The following is an 18,460-nucleotide window of genomic DNA, read 5'->3' on the forward strand; positions in this document are numbered from 1 at the left end:
TGCGCTCCTTACATCCGGAAGATGCCGTATTGCTCCGGCCCGGACTCTGCGCCCTGACAGGCGGCCAGGGCCAGGGCCAGCACGGTACGGCTCTGGGCGGGATCGATGACGCCGTCGTCCCAGAGACGGGCGCTGGCGTAGTAGGGGTGTCCCTGCCGCTCATATTGTTCTATCACGGGAGCACGGATGGCCGCAGCCTCCTGATCGCTCAAGATGTTGCCCTCGCTCGTCAGCTTGTCACGGCGCACCTGCACCAGGACGCCGGCGGCCTGCTCGCCCCCCATCACGGAGATGCGGCTGTTGGGCCAGCTGAACAGGAAGTCGGGCTCGTAGGCGCGGCCACACATGCCGTAGTTGCCGGCGCCGAAGCTGCCGCCGACGATCAGGGTGATCTTCGGCACCCGGCTGCAGGCCACGGCGGTGACCAGCTTGGCACCGTGCTTGGCGATCCCCTCCCGCTCGGCTTGGCTTCCCACCATAAACCCCGTGATGTTCTGCAGGAACAACAAAGGAATAGAGCGCTTGTTGCAGAGCTGGATGAAGTGAGCCCCCTTCTGGGCGCTGTCGCTGTGCAGCACGCCGTTGTTGGCGAGGAGCCCCACCTGCATGCCCTGGATGCGGGCAAAGCCGGTGACCAGGGTGGTACCGAACAGCGCCTTGAACTCGTCGAACGCCGAGCCGTCCACCAGGCGGGCGATGAGCTCCCGGGCATCGTAGGGGCGCTTGAGATTGGTGCCCACCAGGCCGTAGAGATCCTCGATGGGGTAGCAGGGCTCCTCGAAGGCCGGATGGGGTTGGGCTTCCTGATTGCCAGCCCCCGGGTTGCTGACTCCTAAGTTGCTGACCAAGGTGCGGGCGATGGCCAGCGCATGGGCATCGTCCTCGGCCAGGTGATCCGCCACCCCTGAGTGGGCGCAGTGCACCAGGGCGCCGCCCAGAGCCTCGGCGCTGATGCTCTCGCCGGTGGCGGCTTTGACCAGTGGGGGGCCCGCCAGGAAGATGGTGGCCTGATTCTTGACCATGATGGACTCGTCCGCCATGGCGGGCACATAGGCGCCGCCGGCGGTACACAGGCCCATCACCACGGCGAGCTGGGGGATGCCCTGGGCCGACAGGCGGGCCTGGTTGTAGAAGATGCGGCCGAAGTGCTCCCGGTCCGGGAAGACCTCGTCCTGCATGGGCAGGAAGGCGCCGCCGGAATCCACCAGATAGAGGCAGGGCAGGCGCAGCCGTTCGGCGATGGCCTGGGCCCTCAGGTGTTTCTTCACCGTGAGGGGGTAATAGGTCCCCCCCTTGACGGTGGCATCGTTCACCACCAGCAGGCAGAGCCGACCCGAGATACGGCCTAGCCCGGTGATGATGCCGGCGGCGGGCACAGCCTCGTCATAGACCTGCCAGGCGGCCAGGGCGGAGAGCTCGAGGAAGGGAGAGCCGGGGTCGAGCAGCTGATCGATGCGTTCGCGGGGCAGCAGCTTGCCCCTGTCCCGGTGGCGGGCCTGATTGGTGGCGCCGCCGCCAAGGGCAATCTCGTCCAGGCGGGCATGGAGATCCTTGACCAGGGCCGCCATGGCCGCGCGGTTCTCGGCAAATTCCGGGCTGGCCGTGTCGAGGCGGGAGAAAATTCGGCTCATGCCTGCTCTCCCATCAGCTCACGGCCGATGAGCCAGCGGCGGATCTCCGAGGTGCCGGCGCCTATCTCGTAGAGCTTGGCATCCCGCAGCAGGCGACCCGTGGGGTATTCGTTGATGTAGCCGTTGCCCCCGAGCAGCTGGATGGCATCGAGCGCCATCTGGGTGGCGTTCTCGGCGGCCAGCAGGATGGCGGCGGCGCAATCCTTGCGGCTGGTGTGGCCCGAATCGCAGGCCGCGGCCACCGAATAGACCAGGGCGCGGCTGCTGGCGAGGCGGGTATACATGTCGGCCAGCTTGCCCTGCACCAGCTGGAATTCACCGATGGCCTGGCCGAACTGCTTGCGCTCGCGCACATAGGGCAGCACCACGTCCATGCAGGCCTGCATGATACCGAGGGGCCCGGCCGCCAGCACGATGCGCTCGTAATCTAGCCCGCTCATCAGCACCTTGACCCCGCCGTGGAGGGGGCCGAGCAGATTCTCTTTGGGCACCTTGCAATCCTCGAACACCAGCTCGCAGGTGCTGGAGCCACGCATGCCGAGTTTGTCGAGCTTCTGGGCCGTGCTAAAGCCCGGTGTGCCCTTCTCCACGATGAAGGCGGAAATGCCCTTGGGGCCCGCCTTGGGATCCGTCTTGGCGTAGATGACGAAGGTGTCCGCGTCCGGTCCATTGGTGATCCACATCTTGTTGCCGCTCAGCAGGAAGTGATCGCCCCGATCTTCCGCGCTCAGGCGCATGGCGACCACGTCGGAGCCGGCCCCCGGCTCGCTCATGGCGAGTGCCCCCACGTGTTTGCCGCTGACGAGATCAGGGAGGTAGCGCGCCTTCTGATCAGGGGTGCCGTGGCGGTGGATCTGGTTGACGCAGAGGTTGGAGTGGGCGCCGTAGGAGAGGCCGACCGAGGCGCTGGCGCGGCTCACCTGCTCCATCACCAGCACGTGGGCGAGGTAGCCCAGGCTCACGCCGTCATAGGCCTCCGCCACCGTGATGCCGTGCAAGCCCAGCGCACCCATCTGGGGCCAGAGATCCCGGGGGAAGGCGTTGCTTCTGTCTATCTCCTCGGCGCGGGGGGCGATCACTTTCTGGCAGAAGGCCTCGACCTGTTCGGTCAGGGCCTGGAGGGTCTCATCCATCAGGGCATGCATCCTTGCTCTCCTTATCAAGCGGGTGATGGGGCGGACTGTCGCTCCCCGGGTTCATCTCAGAAAAGGGGGGGAAATACTGGTCAGTCCATCAATGAATCAAGTTTACGTTAGCGTAAACGTAAATGAATTGTTAGTCTAAGGTAAATTCGTTGGCCGCCAACCGCAAGGGGATATCCAGGGAGGCGGTCGAATCCAGGGAGTGAGCAAGATGATCCACAACTGCACCCAGCACGTCGCCCATGGAACCGGGCTCCATATCCAGATCGCCGTCAACGGGAGGAGGGCGTCATGACCAACCACAGCGGTCACCCGCAAACCCGGTTCGGGGATCTGCCCCTCCATATCGGGGGGGAGGCTTATCCATCCGCCAGCGAGCAGTGGATAGAGGTCACCAATCCGGCGGATCAGAGCCTGCTGGCGCGGGTACCCAAGGCCACCCCGGCCGAGATAGAGCACGCGGTGCGCACGGCCCACGACGCCTATCTACAGTGGCGAGAGGTACCCGCCTCCGAGCGGGCGCGCGTCATGTTCAACTACCAGCACCTGCTGAAAGTGCATCACGACGAGCTGGCGGCCCTGCTGGCCCAGGAGACCGGCAAGAACCTCGCGGATGCCAAGGGGGATGTGTGGCGCGGCATCGAGGTGGTGGAGCAGGCCTGCTCCATCGCGAGCCAGACTCTGGGGGAGACCATGGGCAACGTGGCGCGCCGGGTCGATGGCCACTCCTGGGTACAACCCCTGGGGGTGTGCGTGGGGATCACCCCGTTCAACTTCCCGGCCATGATCCCGCTCTGGATGTTTCCGCTGGCGGTGGCCTGCGGCAACGGCTTCGTGCTCAAGCCTTCGGAACAGGATCCCCTCACCCCCATGCGCCTGGCGGAGCTGTTCGCCGAGGCGGGGGCGCCCAAGGGCATCCTCTCCGTGGTGCACGGGGGCGCCGAGCAGGTGGATGCATTGCTCAACCATCCGGACGTGAAGGCGGTGAGCTTCGTGGGCTCGGCCAGGGTCGGCGCTCACGTCTATCGCACCGCTACCTCTCAACTCAAGCGGGCACAGTGCTTCGTCGGCGCCAAGAACCACATGGTGATCATGCCGGATGCCAACAAGGGCCAGGTGCTCGGCAACCTGGTAGGGGCCGGGGTGGGGGCCGCCGGCCAGCGCTGCATGGCCATCAGCGTGGCGGTATTCGTCGGAAGCGCGCGGGAGTGGATCCCGGCGCTCGCCGCCGAGTTCGCCAAGGTGAAACCGGGGATCTGGCACGATCCAGAGGCCGCCTATGGTCCCCTTATCAGCCCGGAGGCAAAAGTCAGGGTGGAAGGCCTCATCGAAGCGGGCATAAAAGAGGGGGCCGAGTGCCTGCTGGATGGCCGTTTCTGCGACGTGCCGGGCTACCCGGTGGGCAACTGGGTGGGACCCACCCTGTTTCGCGGCGTGACCCCGGAGATGCGCATCTATAAAGAGGAGATCTTCGGCCCCGTGCTGGTCTGCCTCGAGGTGGAGAGCCTGGACGAGGCGCTGACCCTCATCAACAACAACCCCTACGGCAACGGGACCTCCATCTTCACCGGTTGCGGCGCCGCGGCCCGCAAGTTCCGCCACGAGGTGGCGGTGGGCCAGGTGGGGATCAACGTGCCCATCCCGGTGCCGCTGCCGTTCTTCTCCTTCACCGGCTGGCGCGGCTCTTTCTACGGGGATCTGCACGCCTACGGCAAGCAGGCGGTGCGTTTCTACACCGAGACCAAGACGGTGACCGAGCGCTGGTTCGACGAAGACATTCCCGGCGGCCCCAACATGACCATCCACCTGCGTTAAGCGGTGTTCACGGCCAAGACAAGAAGGAAGCAAACAAGATGGATTTTACGTTGACCGCGGATCAACAGGCCTACATGGAGGCCGCCAGTGCCTTCGCCGAGGAGGCGCTCAAGCCCCATGCCGCCCGCTGGGACAGGGAGCACGAGTTTCCCGTCGCCACCATCAGGGAGGCGGCGGCGCTCGGCTTTTGCGGCCTCTATACCCCTGAGCAGTACGGCGGACTGGCCCTGCCGAGGCTGGATGCCTGCCTCATCTTCGAGCGCCTATCTATGGGCTGCACCTCCACCACGGCTTACTTGACCATCCACAACATGGTGAGCTGGATGCTGGGAACCTGGCTGCCGGAAGAGGTTGCCAGAGAATGGGTGCCGCGCCTCGCCAGCGGCGAGCTGCTGGGCTCCTACTGCCTCACCGAGCCGGGGGCCGGCTCGGACGCGGCGGCCCTCAAGACCCGCGCCCTGCGAGAGGGAGAGGATTACCTCATCGACGGCAGCAAGGTGTTCATCTCCGGGGCGGGCAGCACTCAGGTGCTGGTGGTGATGGCCCGCACCGGCGGCGAGGGAGCAAAAGGGATATCCGCCTTTATGGTGCCCGCAGACACGCCCGGGGTGAGCTATGGCAAGGCGGAGGAGAAGATGGGCTGGAACAGCCAGCCCACCCGGGAGGTGAACTTCAGCGGGGTGCGCATTCCCGCCTGTTACCGGCTGGGGGAGGAGGGGGAAGGCTTCAAGTTCGCCATGCAGGCCCTGGATGGGGGGCGCATCAACATCGCCACCTGCTCGGTGGGCACGGCCCAGCAGGCGCTGAACGATGCCCTGGCTCATGTGCAGCAGCGCCAGCAGTTTGGTCGCCCCATCGGCGAATTCCAGAGCGTGCAGTTTCGCCTCGCCGACATGGCCACCGAGCTCGCCGCCGCGCGGCTGCTGGTGCGTCAGGCCGCCGACAAGCTGGACAGGGGGAGCCCGGACAAGAGCGCCTGGTGCGCCATGGCCAAGCGTCTGGCGACGGACGTGGGCCACAGAGTGTGCGACGAAGCACTGCAACTCTTTGGCGGCTATGGTTATATCCGCGAATACCCGCTGGAGCGCTACCTTCGCGATACCCGGGTGCATCGCATCCTGGAAGGAACCAACGAGGTCATGCGACTCATCATCGCCCGCCGCCTGCTGGCCGATCCCGGCCTGACGCTGGAGTGACGGGCACAGTGACTGACAAGGACAAGACAATGACAAGGATCAGGCTCGAGTATCACGGTCACGTGGCCTATATCACCTTCGATCATCCCCCCGCCAACACCTGGACCCTGGCCAGCCTGCAGGCCCTGCTGCAGATGATGGTGGAGCTGGACAGCCGCCCCGACGTGGTGGCCCTGGTGATCCGCGGGGCGGGGCAGAAGTTCTTCTGCGCCGGCGCCGATCTCAAGATGTTTGCCGACGGCAACCCGGATCACGCCCGCGAGGTGGCTGAGGCCTTCGGCCGCGCCTTCGAGGCCCTTGCCCGCTTCCACGGCGTCAGCATCGCCGCCATCAATGGCTATGCCATGGGAGGCGGCCTGGAGGTGGCGCTGGCCTGTGACATCCGCATCGCCGAAGAGCAGGCCAAGATGGGTCTGCCGGAGGCCTCGGTGGGTCTGCTGCCCTGCGCCGGCGGCACCCAGCGCCTCACCGAACTGGTGGGACCGGGCTGGGCCAAACGGCTCATCCTCTGTGGCGAGAAGGTCACGGCCAGCCGGGCAAGGGAGATAGGCCTGGTGGAGGAGGTGGTCCCCGAGGGGCAGGCCTGGGCGGCGGCGGCGCAGATGGCCCAGCAGGTGGAGCGCCAGAGCCCGAGCGCCCTGCGCGCTTGCAAGAATCTCATCAATCAGGGTCGCACCGGCCCGCGGGATGCGGCCCTGCCGCTGGAGCGCAGCCTCTTCCTCGAGCTGTTTGCGGATGCGAACCAGCGCGAGGGGGTTACCGCCTTCCTGGAGAAGCGCCCGGCCCGCTGGCATTATGGCGCCACCCCCAAGACCAACGGGGCTCATCATGAGTGAGCCCGTCCCCGTTTTCTGCCATCCCGACCCGGGTGGCACTTCGTTTGAACTCGGTGTTGAACATGCATGAACCGGTAAGCACGACCCTGTATCCCACCCTCGACGGCCGCCAGATTGGGGTGCTGACCCTCGACAGTCCCGCCTCCCTCAACGCCCTGAGCCTGCCGATGATCCAGCGGCTGCAGGCCGCCCTCACCGAGTGGGAGCAGGATCCCGCCGTAGTCTGCGTTCTGCTGCAGGGGGCGGGGGAGAAGGCATTCTGCGCAGGGGGCGACATCCGCTCCTTCTATTACCAGAAGCAGGAGGTCGGTGAGCATGAGCTGTTCGCCTATGCCCGCGACTTCTTCGAGCAGGAATATCGGCTCGATCACCAGATCCATTGCTACAAGAAGCCCCTCGTCTGCGTGGCGGATGGCATCTGCATGGGGGGCGGCATCGGCCTCTTCGCCGGCGCCCAATTTCGGGTGGTGACCGAGAAGAGCCTGTTCGCCATGCCGGAGGTGACCATAGGCCTCTACCCGGATGTGGGGGCCAGCTGGTTCCTGAGCCGCATGCCGGGCCGGCTCGGGCTCTGGCTTGGCCTCACCGGTGCCCGTTTCAACGGGGCCGATGCCATCGGGCTCGGGCTCGCGGATCACCGGATGGAGAGCCATGAGCGGGCCGAGCTGCTGCCCCGGCTCGCCGGGATCAACTGGTCACAGGAGCCTGTCCAGCAGATAGATTGGCTGCTAAGGCATTTGCAGGCTGAGGTGGATGCTGATTTCCCGTCCCCTGTGTTCCTGCCTCATCAGGCGAGGATCGATGTCCTGCTGGCGGGGCGCTCTCTGGAAGGGGTGCTGGCCCAGCTGAGCGGCGCCCACTTTGAGGCCGAGCGGGAGGCGAGCCTGGCCCGGGCCAGGGAGACCTGCCTCACAGGCAGCCCCATCAGCCGCGCCATTCTCTGGCGCCAATACTGGCAGGCCCGTCGCCAGTCGCTGGCCGAGGTGTTTGCCGATGAGCTGGCCCTGTCGGTGAACTGCGTGCTCAAGGGGGACTTCGTGGAAGGGGTGAGGGCACTGCTCATCGACAAGGACCAGTCACCGCGCTGGCTGGCGCCCCAGCCTGGCGAGGAGTGGCTTGACGCATTCTACCGCTGGCCGGAAGGGGTGAACCCTCTGGTGAGCGACCCCCTCCAAGGGTGATCTATCGAGGCGGCTCGCGGATAGGCCAAGCCGCTATACAAGGAACAGGGCAAGGAGCAAAGCATGACAAGGATAGGGTTTATCGGACTCGGCAACATGGGGGGCCCCATGGCCGCCAACCTGGCCAAGGCGGGGCACACGGTGCAGGTGTTCGACCTGATGCCGGAGAGTGTGGAGAAGGCGATCGCGGCCGGCTGCATCGCCGCGGGCTACGCCCGCGAGGCGGTGAGCGGCTGTGATGTGGCCATCAGCATGCTGCCGGCGGGGGAGCATGTGCGCGGGCTCTGGCTCGGGGAGAGTGCCGGGGAGAGGGGCGGGCAGGATCTGCTGGCCGCCCTGCCGGCGGGCGCCCTGGTGATCGACTGCTCCACCATAGACGTGGCCTCGGCCCGTCAGGTGGGGGCGGCGGCGAAGGGGCGCGGCATTCGCTTCATCGATGCTCCGGTATCGGGGGGGGTGGCGGGGGCCACGGCGGGGACCCTCACCTTCATCGTCGGCGGCGAGGCGGCCGACTTCGAGGCGGCCAAGCCTATCTTGGCTCACATGGGGCAGAACCTGTTCCACGCCGGCGCCCTGGGGGCGGGCCAGATCGCCAAGATGTGCAACAACATGCTGCTGGCCATCCACATGGCGGGTACCGCCGAGGCGCTGGCCCTCGGGGTGAAGGAGGGGCTGGATCCGAGCGTCCTCTCCACCATCATGGGCAAGAGCTCGGGCAACAACTGGAGCCTGGAGCGCTACAACCCCTGGCCCGGGGTGATGGAGAATGCCCCCGCCTCGCGCGGCTATCAGGGGGGCTTCATGACCCGGCTGATGGTGAAAGACCTGGGGTTGGCCATGACGCTCGCCGAGCATGCCCACAGCGCCGTGCCCATGGGTTCCCTTGCCCGCAACCTGTTCAACCTGCATGCGGGCCAGGGTCAGGGGAGCAAGGACTTCTCCAGCATTCTCGAACTCTATCTGGAGAAGGCCCAGGACAAGCCCCAGCAGGGTTGAGCGGGCGTCTCCATCCCTTATTCGCGGCACTGACTGCATTCAATGGCCGCGCTGTTTTGTCGAACCCATTGCCATTCAATCTGCTCAAGCACGAGGATCACTTATGGATATCAACAACAGGGTCATCGCCATCACCGGGGCCGGGCGGGGGCTCGGCCGCGCCATCGCCCTCTGCCTCGCGGCGCAGGGAGCCGTACTGGCTCTCATCGACGTCAATCGCACGGATCTGGAGGTGACGGAAGCCGAGCTGCGCAGCCGGGACGGGCGCTGTGCGCTCTTTGTCTGCAACGTGGCTGATGAGGCCGAGGTGGAGGCGACCTTCACCGCCATCAGGGAGCAGTTTGGCACTCTGCATGGCCTCATCAACTGCGCCGGGATCCTGCGGGATGGCATGTTGATCAAGGTCAAAGAGGGCGAACTGGTGGAGAAGCTGAGCCTGGCCCAGTGGCAATCCGTCATCGACGTCAACCTTACCGGCACCTTCCTGTGCGGCCGGGAGGGGGCGGCCCTGATGGCCCAGGGGGGGCAGGGGGGCGTCATCATCAACATCTCCTCCATCGCCCGTGCCGGCAATATCGGTCAGAGCAACTATGCCGCCAGCAAGGCGGGGGTCGCCTCTCTGGTGGTGACCTGGGCGCGGGAGCTGGCCCGCCACCAGATCCGGGTGATGGGTATAGCCCCCGGGGTGTTCGCCACCGACATGACGGCGGCGATGAAACCCGAGGCCATGGCGCGCATGCAGCAGGCCATCCCGGTCGGCACCCTGGGGCAGGGGGCCCAGCTGGCCCAGACGGTGCAGTTCATCCTCGCCAACGACTACCTCTCCGGGCGGGTGATCGACTTGGACGGCGGCCTGCGGCTCTGAGCGCCCTGACTCATCCCCTTCACTGCGCCCCGCTTGCCGGGGCGTTTTTATGGAATATTCCCAATCGGGCTTCATATGTACCCATTCAGACGGCGTGAATAGCCATGCAGGTCCTTTTCCGGAAAATGGGGGCAACGTCATGGAAAAACGTGAAATATCAACGGGTCTCTCTTAATTTGAACCAGCTCACAGGCGTCGTGAGTGAGTGCTGTAGAATTGCGCGCGGTCAAGACGGTGCATGATTGGCGCTACGAAGGATTGCGGTCGGAATAGTCATGCAATATAGTTGCCGCCTTTTTCACGGGGTACGGACTCTTTGCCCCTCCCATGTCGCGCGTCGCATGAATACGGATGCTCTGCCAGCGCCTAATCAAACAGGATTGAGATGGACAAGAAACTGGGGCTAGGTGCCCTCATCTCGCTGGTGATCGGCTCCATGGTCGGCGCCGGGGTTTTCAGTCTGCCACAAAATATCGCGGCACATGCCAGCGCCGGGGCCGTCGCCCTGGGGTGGGCCATCACAGGGGTCGGCATGATCTGCCTCGCCCTGGTCTACCAGAACCTCTCCATGCGCCGCCCGGATCTCGACGGCGGTATCTTCAGCTACGCCAAGGCGGGCTTTGGCGATTTCATCGGCTTCAACGCCGCCTGGGGCTACTGGCTCTGCCAGCTGCTGGCCAACGTCTCCTACGCCATCGTCGTGTTCAGCGCCCTGAGCTACTTCTTCGACACCCCGGACAACGTCATCTTCGGTGACGGCAACACCCCGGTGGCCATCGCGCTCGCCTCCCTGCTCATCTGGTCGGTACACGCCCTGGTGCTGCGCGGGATCCAGGTCGCGGCCCTGGTGAACATAGTCACCACCATCGCCAAGATGGTGCCGCTCATCGTGTTCTGCGTCGCCATCCTGCTCGCCTTCAACATGCAGACCTTCACCCTGGACTTCTGGGGTCAGGGCAGTGGTGAACTGGGATCCGTGATGGATCAGGTCAAGTCCACCATGAAGGTGACGCTCTGGGTCTTCATCGGCATAGAGGGGGCCGTGGTGGTCTCCGCCCGCGCCCGTCATCGCAAGGATGTGGGGCGTGCCACCGTGCTGGCTCTGCTCGGCGCCCTGACGCTCTACGTGATGGTGACCCTGTTCTCCCTAGGTGTCATGAACCAGCCGCAACTGGCCGCCCTCAAGAATCCGTCCACCGCCATGATCCTGGAGGCCGTGGTCGGCCCATGGGGTGCCTGGCTCATCAACATCGGCCTGGTGATCTCCGTGATGGGGGCCCTGCTGAGCTGGACAGTGCTGGCGGCGGAAGTACCCTACATCGCCGGCAAGACCGGGGTCTTCCCGGCCTGGTTCGCCAAGGAGAACAAGAACGGCTCCCCCCAGGTGTCGCTCTGGTGCTCCACCTGTCTGGTGCAGATCTTCCTCATCATCATCTACTTCCAGAACAGCACCTACCTGGCCCTGGTGAACATCGCCACCTCGGCGGCCCTGGTGCCCTACGTCTTCTCCGGCGCCTATGGCCTCAAGCTGGCCCTGAGAGGGGAGACCTATGAGAACCAGCCCCATCAGCGCAAGCGCGACCTGCTGCTGGCGCTGGTGGCCACCGTCTACGGCTGCTGGTTGGTCTATGCCGCCGGGGTGGAATACCTGCTGCTGGTGGCGCTGCTCTACAGCCCGGGTATCTTCATCTACTGGAAGGCGCGCCAGCATCACGGCCTGCGCAGTCTCAACCGGCTGGAGCAGGGGATGACGGCGGCCCTGCTCGGTTGCGCCGTGCTGGCGTTCTACAAGGTGATGGACGGTACCATTCCCTTGCATTAATCGGCACAATGAAGAGATGGCCCGGGGCCATCTCTTTTTTTATGCGCGCAATAAGATAAAAACGCTGTCGCACCGATTGGGAAGGAATTTTTATGCTGTTTTTGGGGTATCTGGTGTTGGGGGCCTTCGCGGGCATATTGGCCGGTCTGTTCGGTATCGGCGGCGGGCTCATCATAGTGCCCGTACTGGTGCTGAGCTTCCATGCGCAAGGGGTGGCGCCTGAGATCGTCACCCATCTGGCGCTCGGCACCTCCTTGCCCACCATGATCTTCACCGGGATAAGCTCATTGCGGGCGCACCGGGAGGCGGGGGCGGTGGACTGGACCCTGATCCGCCGGCTCGGGGCCGGCATGCTGATCGGTGCCTGGCTCGGCGGCATGACCGCCAACCTGCTGAGCGCCAGCACCCTCAACATCATCATCGGCTGCTTCGCCTGGACCATGGCGCTGCAGATGGGGCTAAACCTCAGGCCCAAGGCGGAGCGCACCCTGCCAGGCCCCGCCGGCACCGGCATCGCGGGCACCATCATCGGCTGGCTGTCGGCGCTCTTTGGCATCGGTGGCGGCTCCATGACGGTGCCCTACCTGACCTGGAACAGCGTGCCGATGCGCAGCGCCGTGGCAGCCTCCGCCGCCTGCAGCATCCCCATCGCCCTGGCGGGCAGCCTCAGCTATCTCTACGCCGGCTGGGGTCATGCCGACTTGCCCGAGTGGAGCCTGGGGTTTGTTTACCTGCCGGCCCTGCTCGGCATCATACTCACCAGCACCCAGTTCGCCCGCCTCGGTGCCAGGCTGGCTCACCGCCTCTCCCCCCAGCGGCTCAAGCAGGCCTTCGCCCTGCTGATGCTGGTGGTGGGGGCGAAATTCATGCTATTTAGCTGATTTATTGGCAAATTGCCGAAAAAGCAGGCGAACGGTTCGGCCCTAGGCAGAAAGCCGTTGCATTGACCGGCCAGTTTGCCTATTCTCCTCGCCGGTGGTCCTATTGGTCCTCTCGCATTGATAACCCGTCGACCTGGTCAGGACCGGAAGGTAGCAGCCAAGGCGGGGGACTCGAGTGCCGGGATGTGGCTGGTAGGGCCACCACTTGTTTCTGTAGATCAATCATTTACCTCCTCTCATTCCTCCGTTTTATTCTCCAGACCTCTTGGTCATCCACTCCTTGTGGATAGCTCGGCGTCTTCATCGTGATCTCAGGTCCTCTCTCCAAGGGATCGGGTATTGCCGAATCGTCTCCCTGATACCCAGTACTCACAGTGAAGGGGTAGAGTCACCCTCGTATACGAAGTACAGTCCCTGCCATCAAGCACCTTGTATCTGCATGCGTTGCTAGGCCTCCGCCTGAAAGCCCGAATAATATCCTTATCCCGGCGGATGCAGCTCCCATAACGCGGATGGTTCACGCTGCCTTGCAACCCCGGCCTTGCATAAGGGCGATGGGGCACGGATGCCGCACCTGAGCGGATTGCGGGGGAGGAAAGTGCGGGGAGGCTCGCCATCAGGAGCGGTGAGGGGAGGGAGGCGATGCAGTTGATGATGTGGTCACATCGGGTGACGTCATGTCGATCGGCATCTATCCAGGGGTTGCCCCTCCGTGCTGGCGACCATCCTGCCATAGCCATAGCCATAGCCATAGCCATAGCCATAGCCATAGCCATAGCCATAGCCATAGCGGCAGGCATCCAAAGAGAGCGCGTTCACGGAGTGACGCTGGCCAGGGTCACCGTGACTGAAGCGCCTTAGCGATAAAGTCGATGAAGAGCCGCACCTTCTGGGACTGCTCCTTATGAAACGGGTATACAGCGAACAGTGCGTGGGTATCCGGTCGCCACTCGGGGATCAGCTCGACCAGGGCGCCGTCCGTGAGCTCCGCCGAGACGAATTCGGCCGGTACTAGGATCACCCCAAGCCCCTGAACGGCCGCCTGTTTCAGGGCCAGGCCATTGTTTGCGGAAAACGTGGCCGGGCGCAATTCCACCATCGTGCTCTCCTCACCCCGGCTAAAGAACCACTTGCGGGGTGAGGATGACAGGCTGTAGACCAGACAGTTGTGTGCCTTGAGATCCTCCGGCTGTCTTGGCTGGCCCGCCTTCGCCAGGTAGTCGGGGGCCGCGCACAGCACCCGCCGCACCTCGCACAGTGGTCTGGAGCGCATGGTGGAGTCGTCCAGTGCGCCAGCCCCCCGGATCACCACATCGATCCCCTGATCAATCAGATCCACATAGGTGTCGCTCAGGATCACCTCGATGCTGATCTCCGGGTAGCGGCCTTTGAACGCGCAGATAAGCGGGTTGATGGTGATAAGCCCATAGGACATGGGGACGCTGATCCTCAGCCTGCCTTTGGGGGTGAAGGAGGAGGCCATGATGGATTGATCGGCGGCGTCCAGGTTGTCCAGTACGCTGCAGATCTGGCCGTAATAGACCATGCCGGCTTCGGTCACACTCATCCGCCGCGTGGTGCGGTTGATCAGCGCGATGCCGAGGAACTCTTCCAGCTCGTTGATGTTCTTGCTGACCGCGGCCTGAGAGAGGCTGAGATCATCCGCGGCTGCCTTGAAGGTGCCCATCTCCACCACCCTGCGAAAGACGTTCAGCGCCGTGATCTTGTTCATCATCCACCCTCATTCATTCACTGTTGGTAAATTATCATAACCATTGCGCCGGCTTTGTTCACCATAATATGAGCTTCAAGAGGGACCATTTCCGTTCGCCATGAGTGGATGGCCGCTATAAGGCGATATGTTGCGAGGAGAGCCGGCAGCAGAGCTTGGGCACGCCAGCCGATCCCGGCGGGATCTGATTTGTCGCCGGGATACTCAAGCTTCTCTTTCGATGAGCGCAACCTGACTTCGCCGGGTGGCCAAGGCGGGGGCGGGTGTTCTCAGTCCTGGCGCAGAAGGAGGGACTGGCGCTCGGAAGGCGGACATAAAAAAGGCGGCAAGGCCTGAGCCTGACCGCCAACGCGCAGTGAGGGGGACTATTGCACCTTGTCCAGCTCATGGGCCCAGGGGTTGGTGCCGAGCAGTTCGGCGTGAGGTACGTCGGCCTCATAACGCATGGTGAACGCCTTCGGACCATGGGCGAAGGCAACCATCAGCCCTTGCCTGGCGTCCATGAGTCCGGCATGCATGCCGAGTCCGTGATAACTGACTCGGACGGCCTTGTCCGCCAGCCCCACTCGTTCAATCTGGAAGCGCGCAATGCTGCCGTCTTTGAGGGTGAAGCCCCAGCGGAAGGGCCCGCCGTTGACGACCGTCATCACCTCGTCGATATCGGTGCCATCCTCTGCGGAGTTGACATGCATGCGGCCATATTTTTCCAGCACGGCGCTGCGGGTTGTGTCGTCCAGCGCCTTCATGTCATAGACCTTGGGATAGGGGCCAACACCGGTCTCCTCGGTCATGACGCCGCCGCCTTTCACCGCGGGTTCACGGCCTGCCAGTCTGGCTTGCTCGAGGAGCTGTGACTGGCTCAGGTTGAACGTCTTGATCAGGAAGTCGTGTTCCGCCCTGGTCAATGCCCGGGTCTCCGAGCTCTTCAGCAGCGGCTGCGCCACATCAGGTATGTCGATGGTGACGACGTTGACGCCGATGGGGTTCAGCACCGCATTGACGGCTTCCACCCCTCTTATTTCGGCGCGGCCATCGCTGAATTGCAGTGAGACGACATCCTTTGCAAACCCGTTGGCAGAGACAACGGAGGCGATGGCCGAGGCCAGGAGAGCGATTTTGGTGAATTTCATATGAGACTCCTCGTTAAGGTTCGATGAGCAGTCTAGGGGCAAGGTTACTTCACTGAAATATCGGTAATCTGATATCAAAGTTCACCCATGGTGAACAATTCCATGGAAAAGGGCTGATATACGCCGGGGAGCGGCCGTCGTGGTCCCTGTTTATTGGGGGTCGATTGCCGTGACCCGTTATTGACCGGGTTGAGGGATCATCACACAGGCAAGTCGGGCCGACGGTCGGTGCAGGGAAAGGGTCGGGCGAACCGGAACCGGGCACCAGGCTCTGTGGCCGATGCGGGTCGAGCGGTTGACATGCAGCATGGGAGGGCAGTGAGAAGGCCCTGGGGAAGCAGCCAGGGCAGTGCACTTAATCTGTTAAAGCGTCCATGTTCTGTGGGTGATGCAGCGGCAGGGTAGCGGCAAAGTTATTGCGGCCCCCTCCTTTGCCATAAGGATGGTCCCCAGCCGATGGGGGCTCACCGCCTGCGGCGGGCGGTTCTCCGGGGATGACATCCGAGGAGGAACAGGACGCGAGCAATAGCGGTGCGGCTATCAGCAGCGCAAGTTTCAACGTCTTCATGACTACTTCCTCTGTCCAGCTAACGGGCTGGACTTGCGGATAGTCAGTTTAGTTCAGCGGGTCGGGGCGCAAAGGGGTGAGGCCGATGGGAGCCGTAGCCATAGGAGGCCGGTTGGCGGAAATCTGCCACCAATTCAACCATGTTGCCTTTTGATTAATTTTAAAAAAAGATTGTCAATCCAGTGCCAGGGGGATCCTGCCGCCTCGGCGGCTTGTTCACAACATCGGGTTGTGACTCATACATCCTGCCTTCATCTAGATAGGGATATCTTTCCCCTCTATAGTCCAACCGCCGAGACCCCTGCCATCGAGAGTTCAGCCATCGAGCCTGCCGGGCCTTGTGCTAGCAGGGGCAGTGGTCTGGCCCTGCGGCATGTGCTGGCAAGGGTGCCAGCGGATTGGTAGCAAGCCCGCAGATGGAGAGAGGGGGCTGGCGAGGAAGGGGATGGATGCACTCATCATCGGTTTATTCAAACAAGCCCTGGCTGCGCCTGGGATGTCTGTTACTGCTAATAGGGGTCATGATGGCCGGTATCGTTTCGTATGTACTCAAACCCGCGCTGCCCGCCTACGGCGATTCGGCGCAATACAGGGATGGGCGCTTTGGCAATGCCAGGACCTGGCCCGCGCGTGGCTTCTGGGAAGGGGTGGGGCTTTGGCGGGATTTTCTGTTCAACAAGCCGGCGGATACCGTGCCCGATAGAGCCATCCCGGTACAGGCGATGAGCCTGGCGAGCCTGCTGGCGGTTCCCGACAACAGCGTGTGGCGTCTGGGTCACTCCAGCCTGCTGCTCAAGCTCGCCGGGAAGTTCTGGCTGACCGATCCCGTGTTTGGTGAGCGCGCCTCCCTGGTCTCCTGGTTTGGCCCCAAGCGCTGGCATGCGCCTCCCATCGCGCTCGATGAGCTACCCCCCATAGAGGCGGTGATCCTCTCCCATGATCACTACGATCACCTCGACCACGGCACAATGCTGGCCCTGCAAGAGAAGGCTGGGCAGTTTATCGCGCCGCTCGGGGTGGGGGCCCGGCTCATCGCCTGGGGCGTGCCGGCGCAGAAAGTCACTGAGCTGGACTGGTGGCAGCAATACCGGGTCGGCGCCGTCGAGTTCATCGCCACCCCGGCCCAGCACTTCTCCGGCCGGGGCCTCGGGGATGGCAACCAGACCCTGTGGGCCTCCTGGGTGATCCGAAGCGAGGAGGTCAATATTTTCTTCAGCGGTGACAGCGGCTACTTTGATGGCTTCAAGACCATAGGGGAGCGGTTCGGCCCCTTTGATGTGGCCTTCGTCGAAACCGGTGCCTACAACAAACGCTGGGAACATGTGCACATGATGCCGGAGCAGACGGCTAGGGCGTTTCACGACCTGCGCGGTAAATGGCTCTATCCCATCCACAACGGCACCTTCGATCTGGCGATGCACCGCTGGGACGATCCCTTGGAGCAGATAAGCCGCCTGGCCGCCGAGCAGCAGATCTCGCTGACCACCCCCCTCATGGGAGAGCCGCTGGCGATGCTGGCCCCCCACCAGGGCAGCTCCTGGTGGCGAGAATCCTTGTAGCGGGGGCTGGTCGCTGGAGTTGGCTCGCGTCAGGTGAGAGGCCAGGCCGGTCGGCGAGGGCCTTGCTGGATTGCCGCTCAGATCAGGGGGAGGGCGAGAAAGGCGCGTATGGCGGGGGTGACGCTGTGTTTGCGGGTGATGAAGGCGGTGGTGCCGGCCGCCGCGTCTGCCAGGGGGCGCCAGGGTAGCTGAAACAGTCGCAGGGCGGTGGCGGCTATGCTGGCGCTGACCACGGCGTAGCCGAGCCCGTGACTCACCCCGTTGGCCAGGTGGAACAGGGAGTCGGTCTCCAGCACTACCCTGAAACTCAGCTGCTGGCGGGCGGCGGCCTCGTCGAAGTAGCGGCGAAACTGCATGGTGCTGCTCGGCAGGATCAGGGGGATCCCCTGCAAGTCCGCCAGTTGCAGGGGCTCGTCCTGAGGACGCTCATCATGGCCGGGCAAGGGGCCCAGCAGCGCCATGGGGTTGGGGTGAGGCTGTTGCACCGCGAGGTTGCGGCGCTGGTGGTCGGTGAGCAATTCGTCGAAACCGAGTCCCAGATCGATCTGGTGCAGGTCCAGTTGCTCGAGCAGGGTCTCGTGGGTCATCACAGACAGCCTCAGTCCGACCCTGGGGTAGGCCTCGTTGAAGCCCTTGAGCAGGGGCATGATGTCGATGCTCGACTGAGGCACCATGCCGATGCGCAGGGTACCGGAGAGTTCGCCGCCAAACAGGCTGAGCTCCTGGTGCATCGCATCCTGCTCTTGCAGCATGCGTTCGGCGTGGCGCAGCACTATCTCGCCCGCCTGGGTCAGGGCCACAAACTGGCTGTTGCGTACCACCAGCTCGGTGCCGAGGGATTTTTCCAGCGACGTGATGCTGGCGGACAGGGTGGGCTGGGTGATGAAGCAGGCCTTGGCCGCCTTGGCGAAGTGCCGATGCTGGGCCAACTCGTAAAAATAGTGCAACTGTTTGATATTCATCGGGAGCCTCAGTGGTATGGCCGAAATGAGTGACAAATTTAATCAATCAATATACTTGTGGCAATAGAACTCTTCTATTGATGTATAGATTTGTTTCATTGGTTTTGACGCGCGGGGTTATCTAAACTTGAGGCCCGAATACAT

At 63.6% G+C, this 18,460-nt stretch carries 16 protein-coding genes and 1 other RNA gene; 10 read left to right on the plus strand and 7 right to left on the minus strand.

What is annotated here, in order from left to right:
• Positions 1-8 precede the first annotated feature (8 nt).
• Both ACT5M9_RS00085 and ACT5M9_RS00090 read right to left on the minus strand, forming a co-directional pair.
• Positions 9-1,631: a carboxyl transferase domain-containing protein gene (locus ACT5M9_RS00085; protein ID WP_457978851.1), complete on the minus strand. Its 1,623-nt coding sequence runs from the start codon at positions 1,629-1,631 to the stop codon at positions 9-11.
• The gene (locus tag ACT5M9_RS00090) at positions 1,628-2,776 is read right to left on the minus strand and encodes an isovaleryl-CoA dehydrogenase (protein WP_457978849.1); all 1,149 of its coding nucleotides are present in this window, start codon (positions 2,774-2,776) and stop codon (positions 1,628-1,630) included. Before ACT5M9_RS00090 ends, ACT5M9_RS00085 begins: the two co-directional genes overlap by 4 nt.
• A gap of 288 nt (positions 2,777-3,064) precedes the next feature.
• On the opposite strand from ACT5M9_RS00090, the gene ACT5M9_RS00095 reads away from it, so the two are divergent.
• From ACT5M9_RS00095 to ffs, 9 genes are all read left to right on the plus strand, one after another.
• Entirely contained in the window at positions 3,065-4,588 is a 1,524-nt protein-coding gene (locus ACT5M9_RS00095) for a CoA-acylating methylmalonate-semialdehyde dehydrogenase (RefSeq protein ID WP_457978847.1), read from the plus strand.
• A gap of 38 nt (positions 4,589-4,626) precedes the next feature.
• Positions 4,627-5,784 (plus strand): acyl-CoA dehydrogenase family protein, encoded by a 1,158-nt coding sequence (locus ACT5M9_RS00100; protein WP_457978845.1) that lies wholly within the window; start codon positions 4,627-4,629, stop codon positions 5,782-5,784.
• 29 nt (positions 5,785-5,813) lie between these two features.
• Positions 5,814-6,620: an enoyl-CoA hydratase gene (locus tag ACT5M9_RS00105; RefSeq protein ID WP_438551222.1), complete on the plus strand. Its 807-nt coding sequence runs from the start codon at positions 5,814-5,816 to the stop codon at positions 6,618-6,620.
• A gap of 62 nt (positions 6,621-6,682) precedes the next feature.
• On the plus strand, positions 6,683-7,801 hold the full coding sequence (locus ACT5M9_RS00110; protein ID WP_457978842.1) for an enoyl-CoA hydratase/isomerase family protein: 1,119 nt from the start codon (positions 6,683-6,685) through the stop codon (positions 7,799-7,801).
• A gap of 63 nt (positions 7,802-7,864) precedes the next feature.
• Positions 7,865-8,797 (plus strand): 3-hydroxyisobutyrate dehydrogenase, encoded by a 933-nt coding sequence (gene mmsB / locus ACT5M9_RS00115; RefSeq protein WP_457978840.1) that lies wholly within the window; start codon positions 7,865-7,867, stop codon positions 8,795-8,797.
• 103 nt (positions 8,798-8,900) lie between these two features.
• Complete coding sequence (locus tag ACT5M9_RS00120; protein ID WP_457978839.1) at positions 8,901-9,662, plus strand: SDR family oxidoreductase; 762 nt, start codon at positions 8,901-8,903, stop codon at positions 9,660-9,662.
• A gap of 385 nt (positions 9,663-10,047) precedes the next feature.
• Entirely contained in the window at positions 10,048-11,484 is a 1,437-nt protein-coding gene (gene arcD, locus ACT5M9_RS00125; RefSeq protein ID WP_457978837.1) for an arginine-ornithine antiporter, read from the plus strand.
• Positions 11,485-11,576: 92 nt separating this feature from the next.
• Complete coding sequence (locus tag ACT5M9_RS00130; protein ID WP_457978836.1) at positions 11,577-12,365, plus strand: sulfite exporter TauE/SafE family protein; 789 nt, start codon at positions 11,577-11,579, stop codon at positions 12,363-12,365.
• A 101-nt stretch (positions 12,366-12,466) separates the two neighbouring features.
• An RNA gene (gene ffs / locus ACT5M9_RS00135) (signal recognition particle sRNA small type) lies at positions 12,467-12,563 on the plus strand.
• A 477-nt stretch (positions 12,564-13,040) separates the two neighbouring features.
• Here ffs and ACT5M9_RS00140 read toward each other — a convergent pair.
• The 4 genes from ACT5M9_RS00140 to ACT5M9_RS00155 form a co-directional block, all read right to left on the minus strand.
• Positions 13,041-13,184, minus strand: a complete 144-nt coding sequence (locus tag ACT5M9_RS00140; RefSeq protein WP_457978834.1) for a hypothetical protein — start codon at positions 13,182-13,184, stop codon at positions 13,041-13,043.
• Positions 13,185-13,203: 19 nt separating this feature from the next.
• Complete coding sequence (locus ACT5M9_RS00145; protein ID WP_457978832.1) at positions 13,204-14,100, minus strand: LysR family transcriptional regulator; 897 nt, start codon at positions 14,098-14,100, stop codon at positions 13,204-13,206.
• A 362-nt stretch (positions 14,101-14,462) separates the two neighbouring features.
• Positions 14,463-15,227, minus strand: coding sequence for a hypothetical protein (locus ACT5M9_RS00150; RefSeq protein WP_457978830.1), 765 nt, complete (start codon positions 15,225-15,227; stop codon positions 14,463-14,465).
• 355 nt (positions 15,228-15,582) lie between these two features.
• Positions 15,583-15,795, minus strand: coding sequence for a hypothetical protein (locus tag ACT5M9_RS00155; protein ID WP_457978828.1), 213 nt, complete (start codon positions 15,793-15,795; stop codon positions 15,583-15,585).
• Positions 15,796-16,319: 524 nt separating this feature from the next.
• Between ACT5M9_RS00155 and ACT5M9_RS00160 the strand changes: the two genes are divergently transcribed.
• Entirely contained in the window at positions 16,320-17,354 is a 1,035-nt protein-coding gene (locus ACT5M9_RS00160) for an MBL fold metallo-hydrolase (protein ID WP_457978826.1), read from the plus strand.
• A 77-nt stretch (positions 17,355-17,431) separates the two neighbouring features.
• Here ACT5M9_RS00160 and ACT5M9_RS00165 read toward each other — a convergent pair whose 3' ends face one another.
• Positions 17,432-18,316 carry a LysR substrate-binding domain-containing protein gene (locus ACT5M9_RS00165; RefSeq protein WP_457978824.1) on the minus strand — a complete coding sequence of 295 codons (885 nt, stop codon included), beginning with the start codon at positions 18,314-18,316 and terminating at the stop codon, positions 17,432-17,434.
• Positions 18,317-18,460 lie beyond the last annotated feature (144 nt).

This window comes from Aeromonas sp. AE23HZ002T15 (assembly GCF_054165525.2).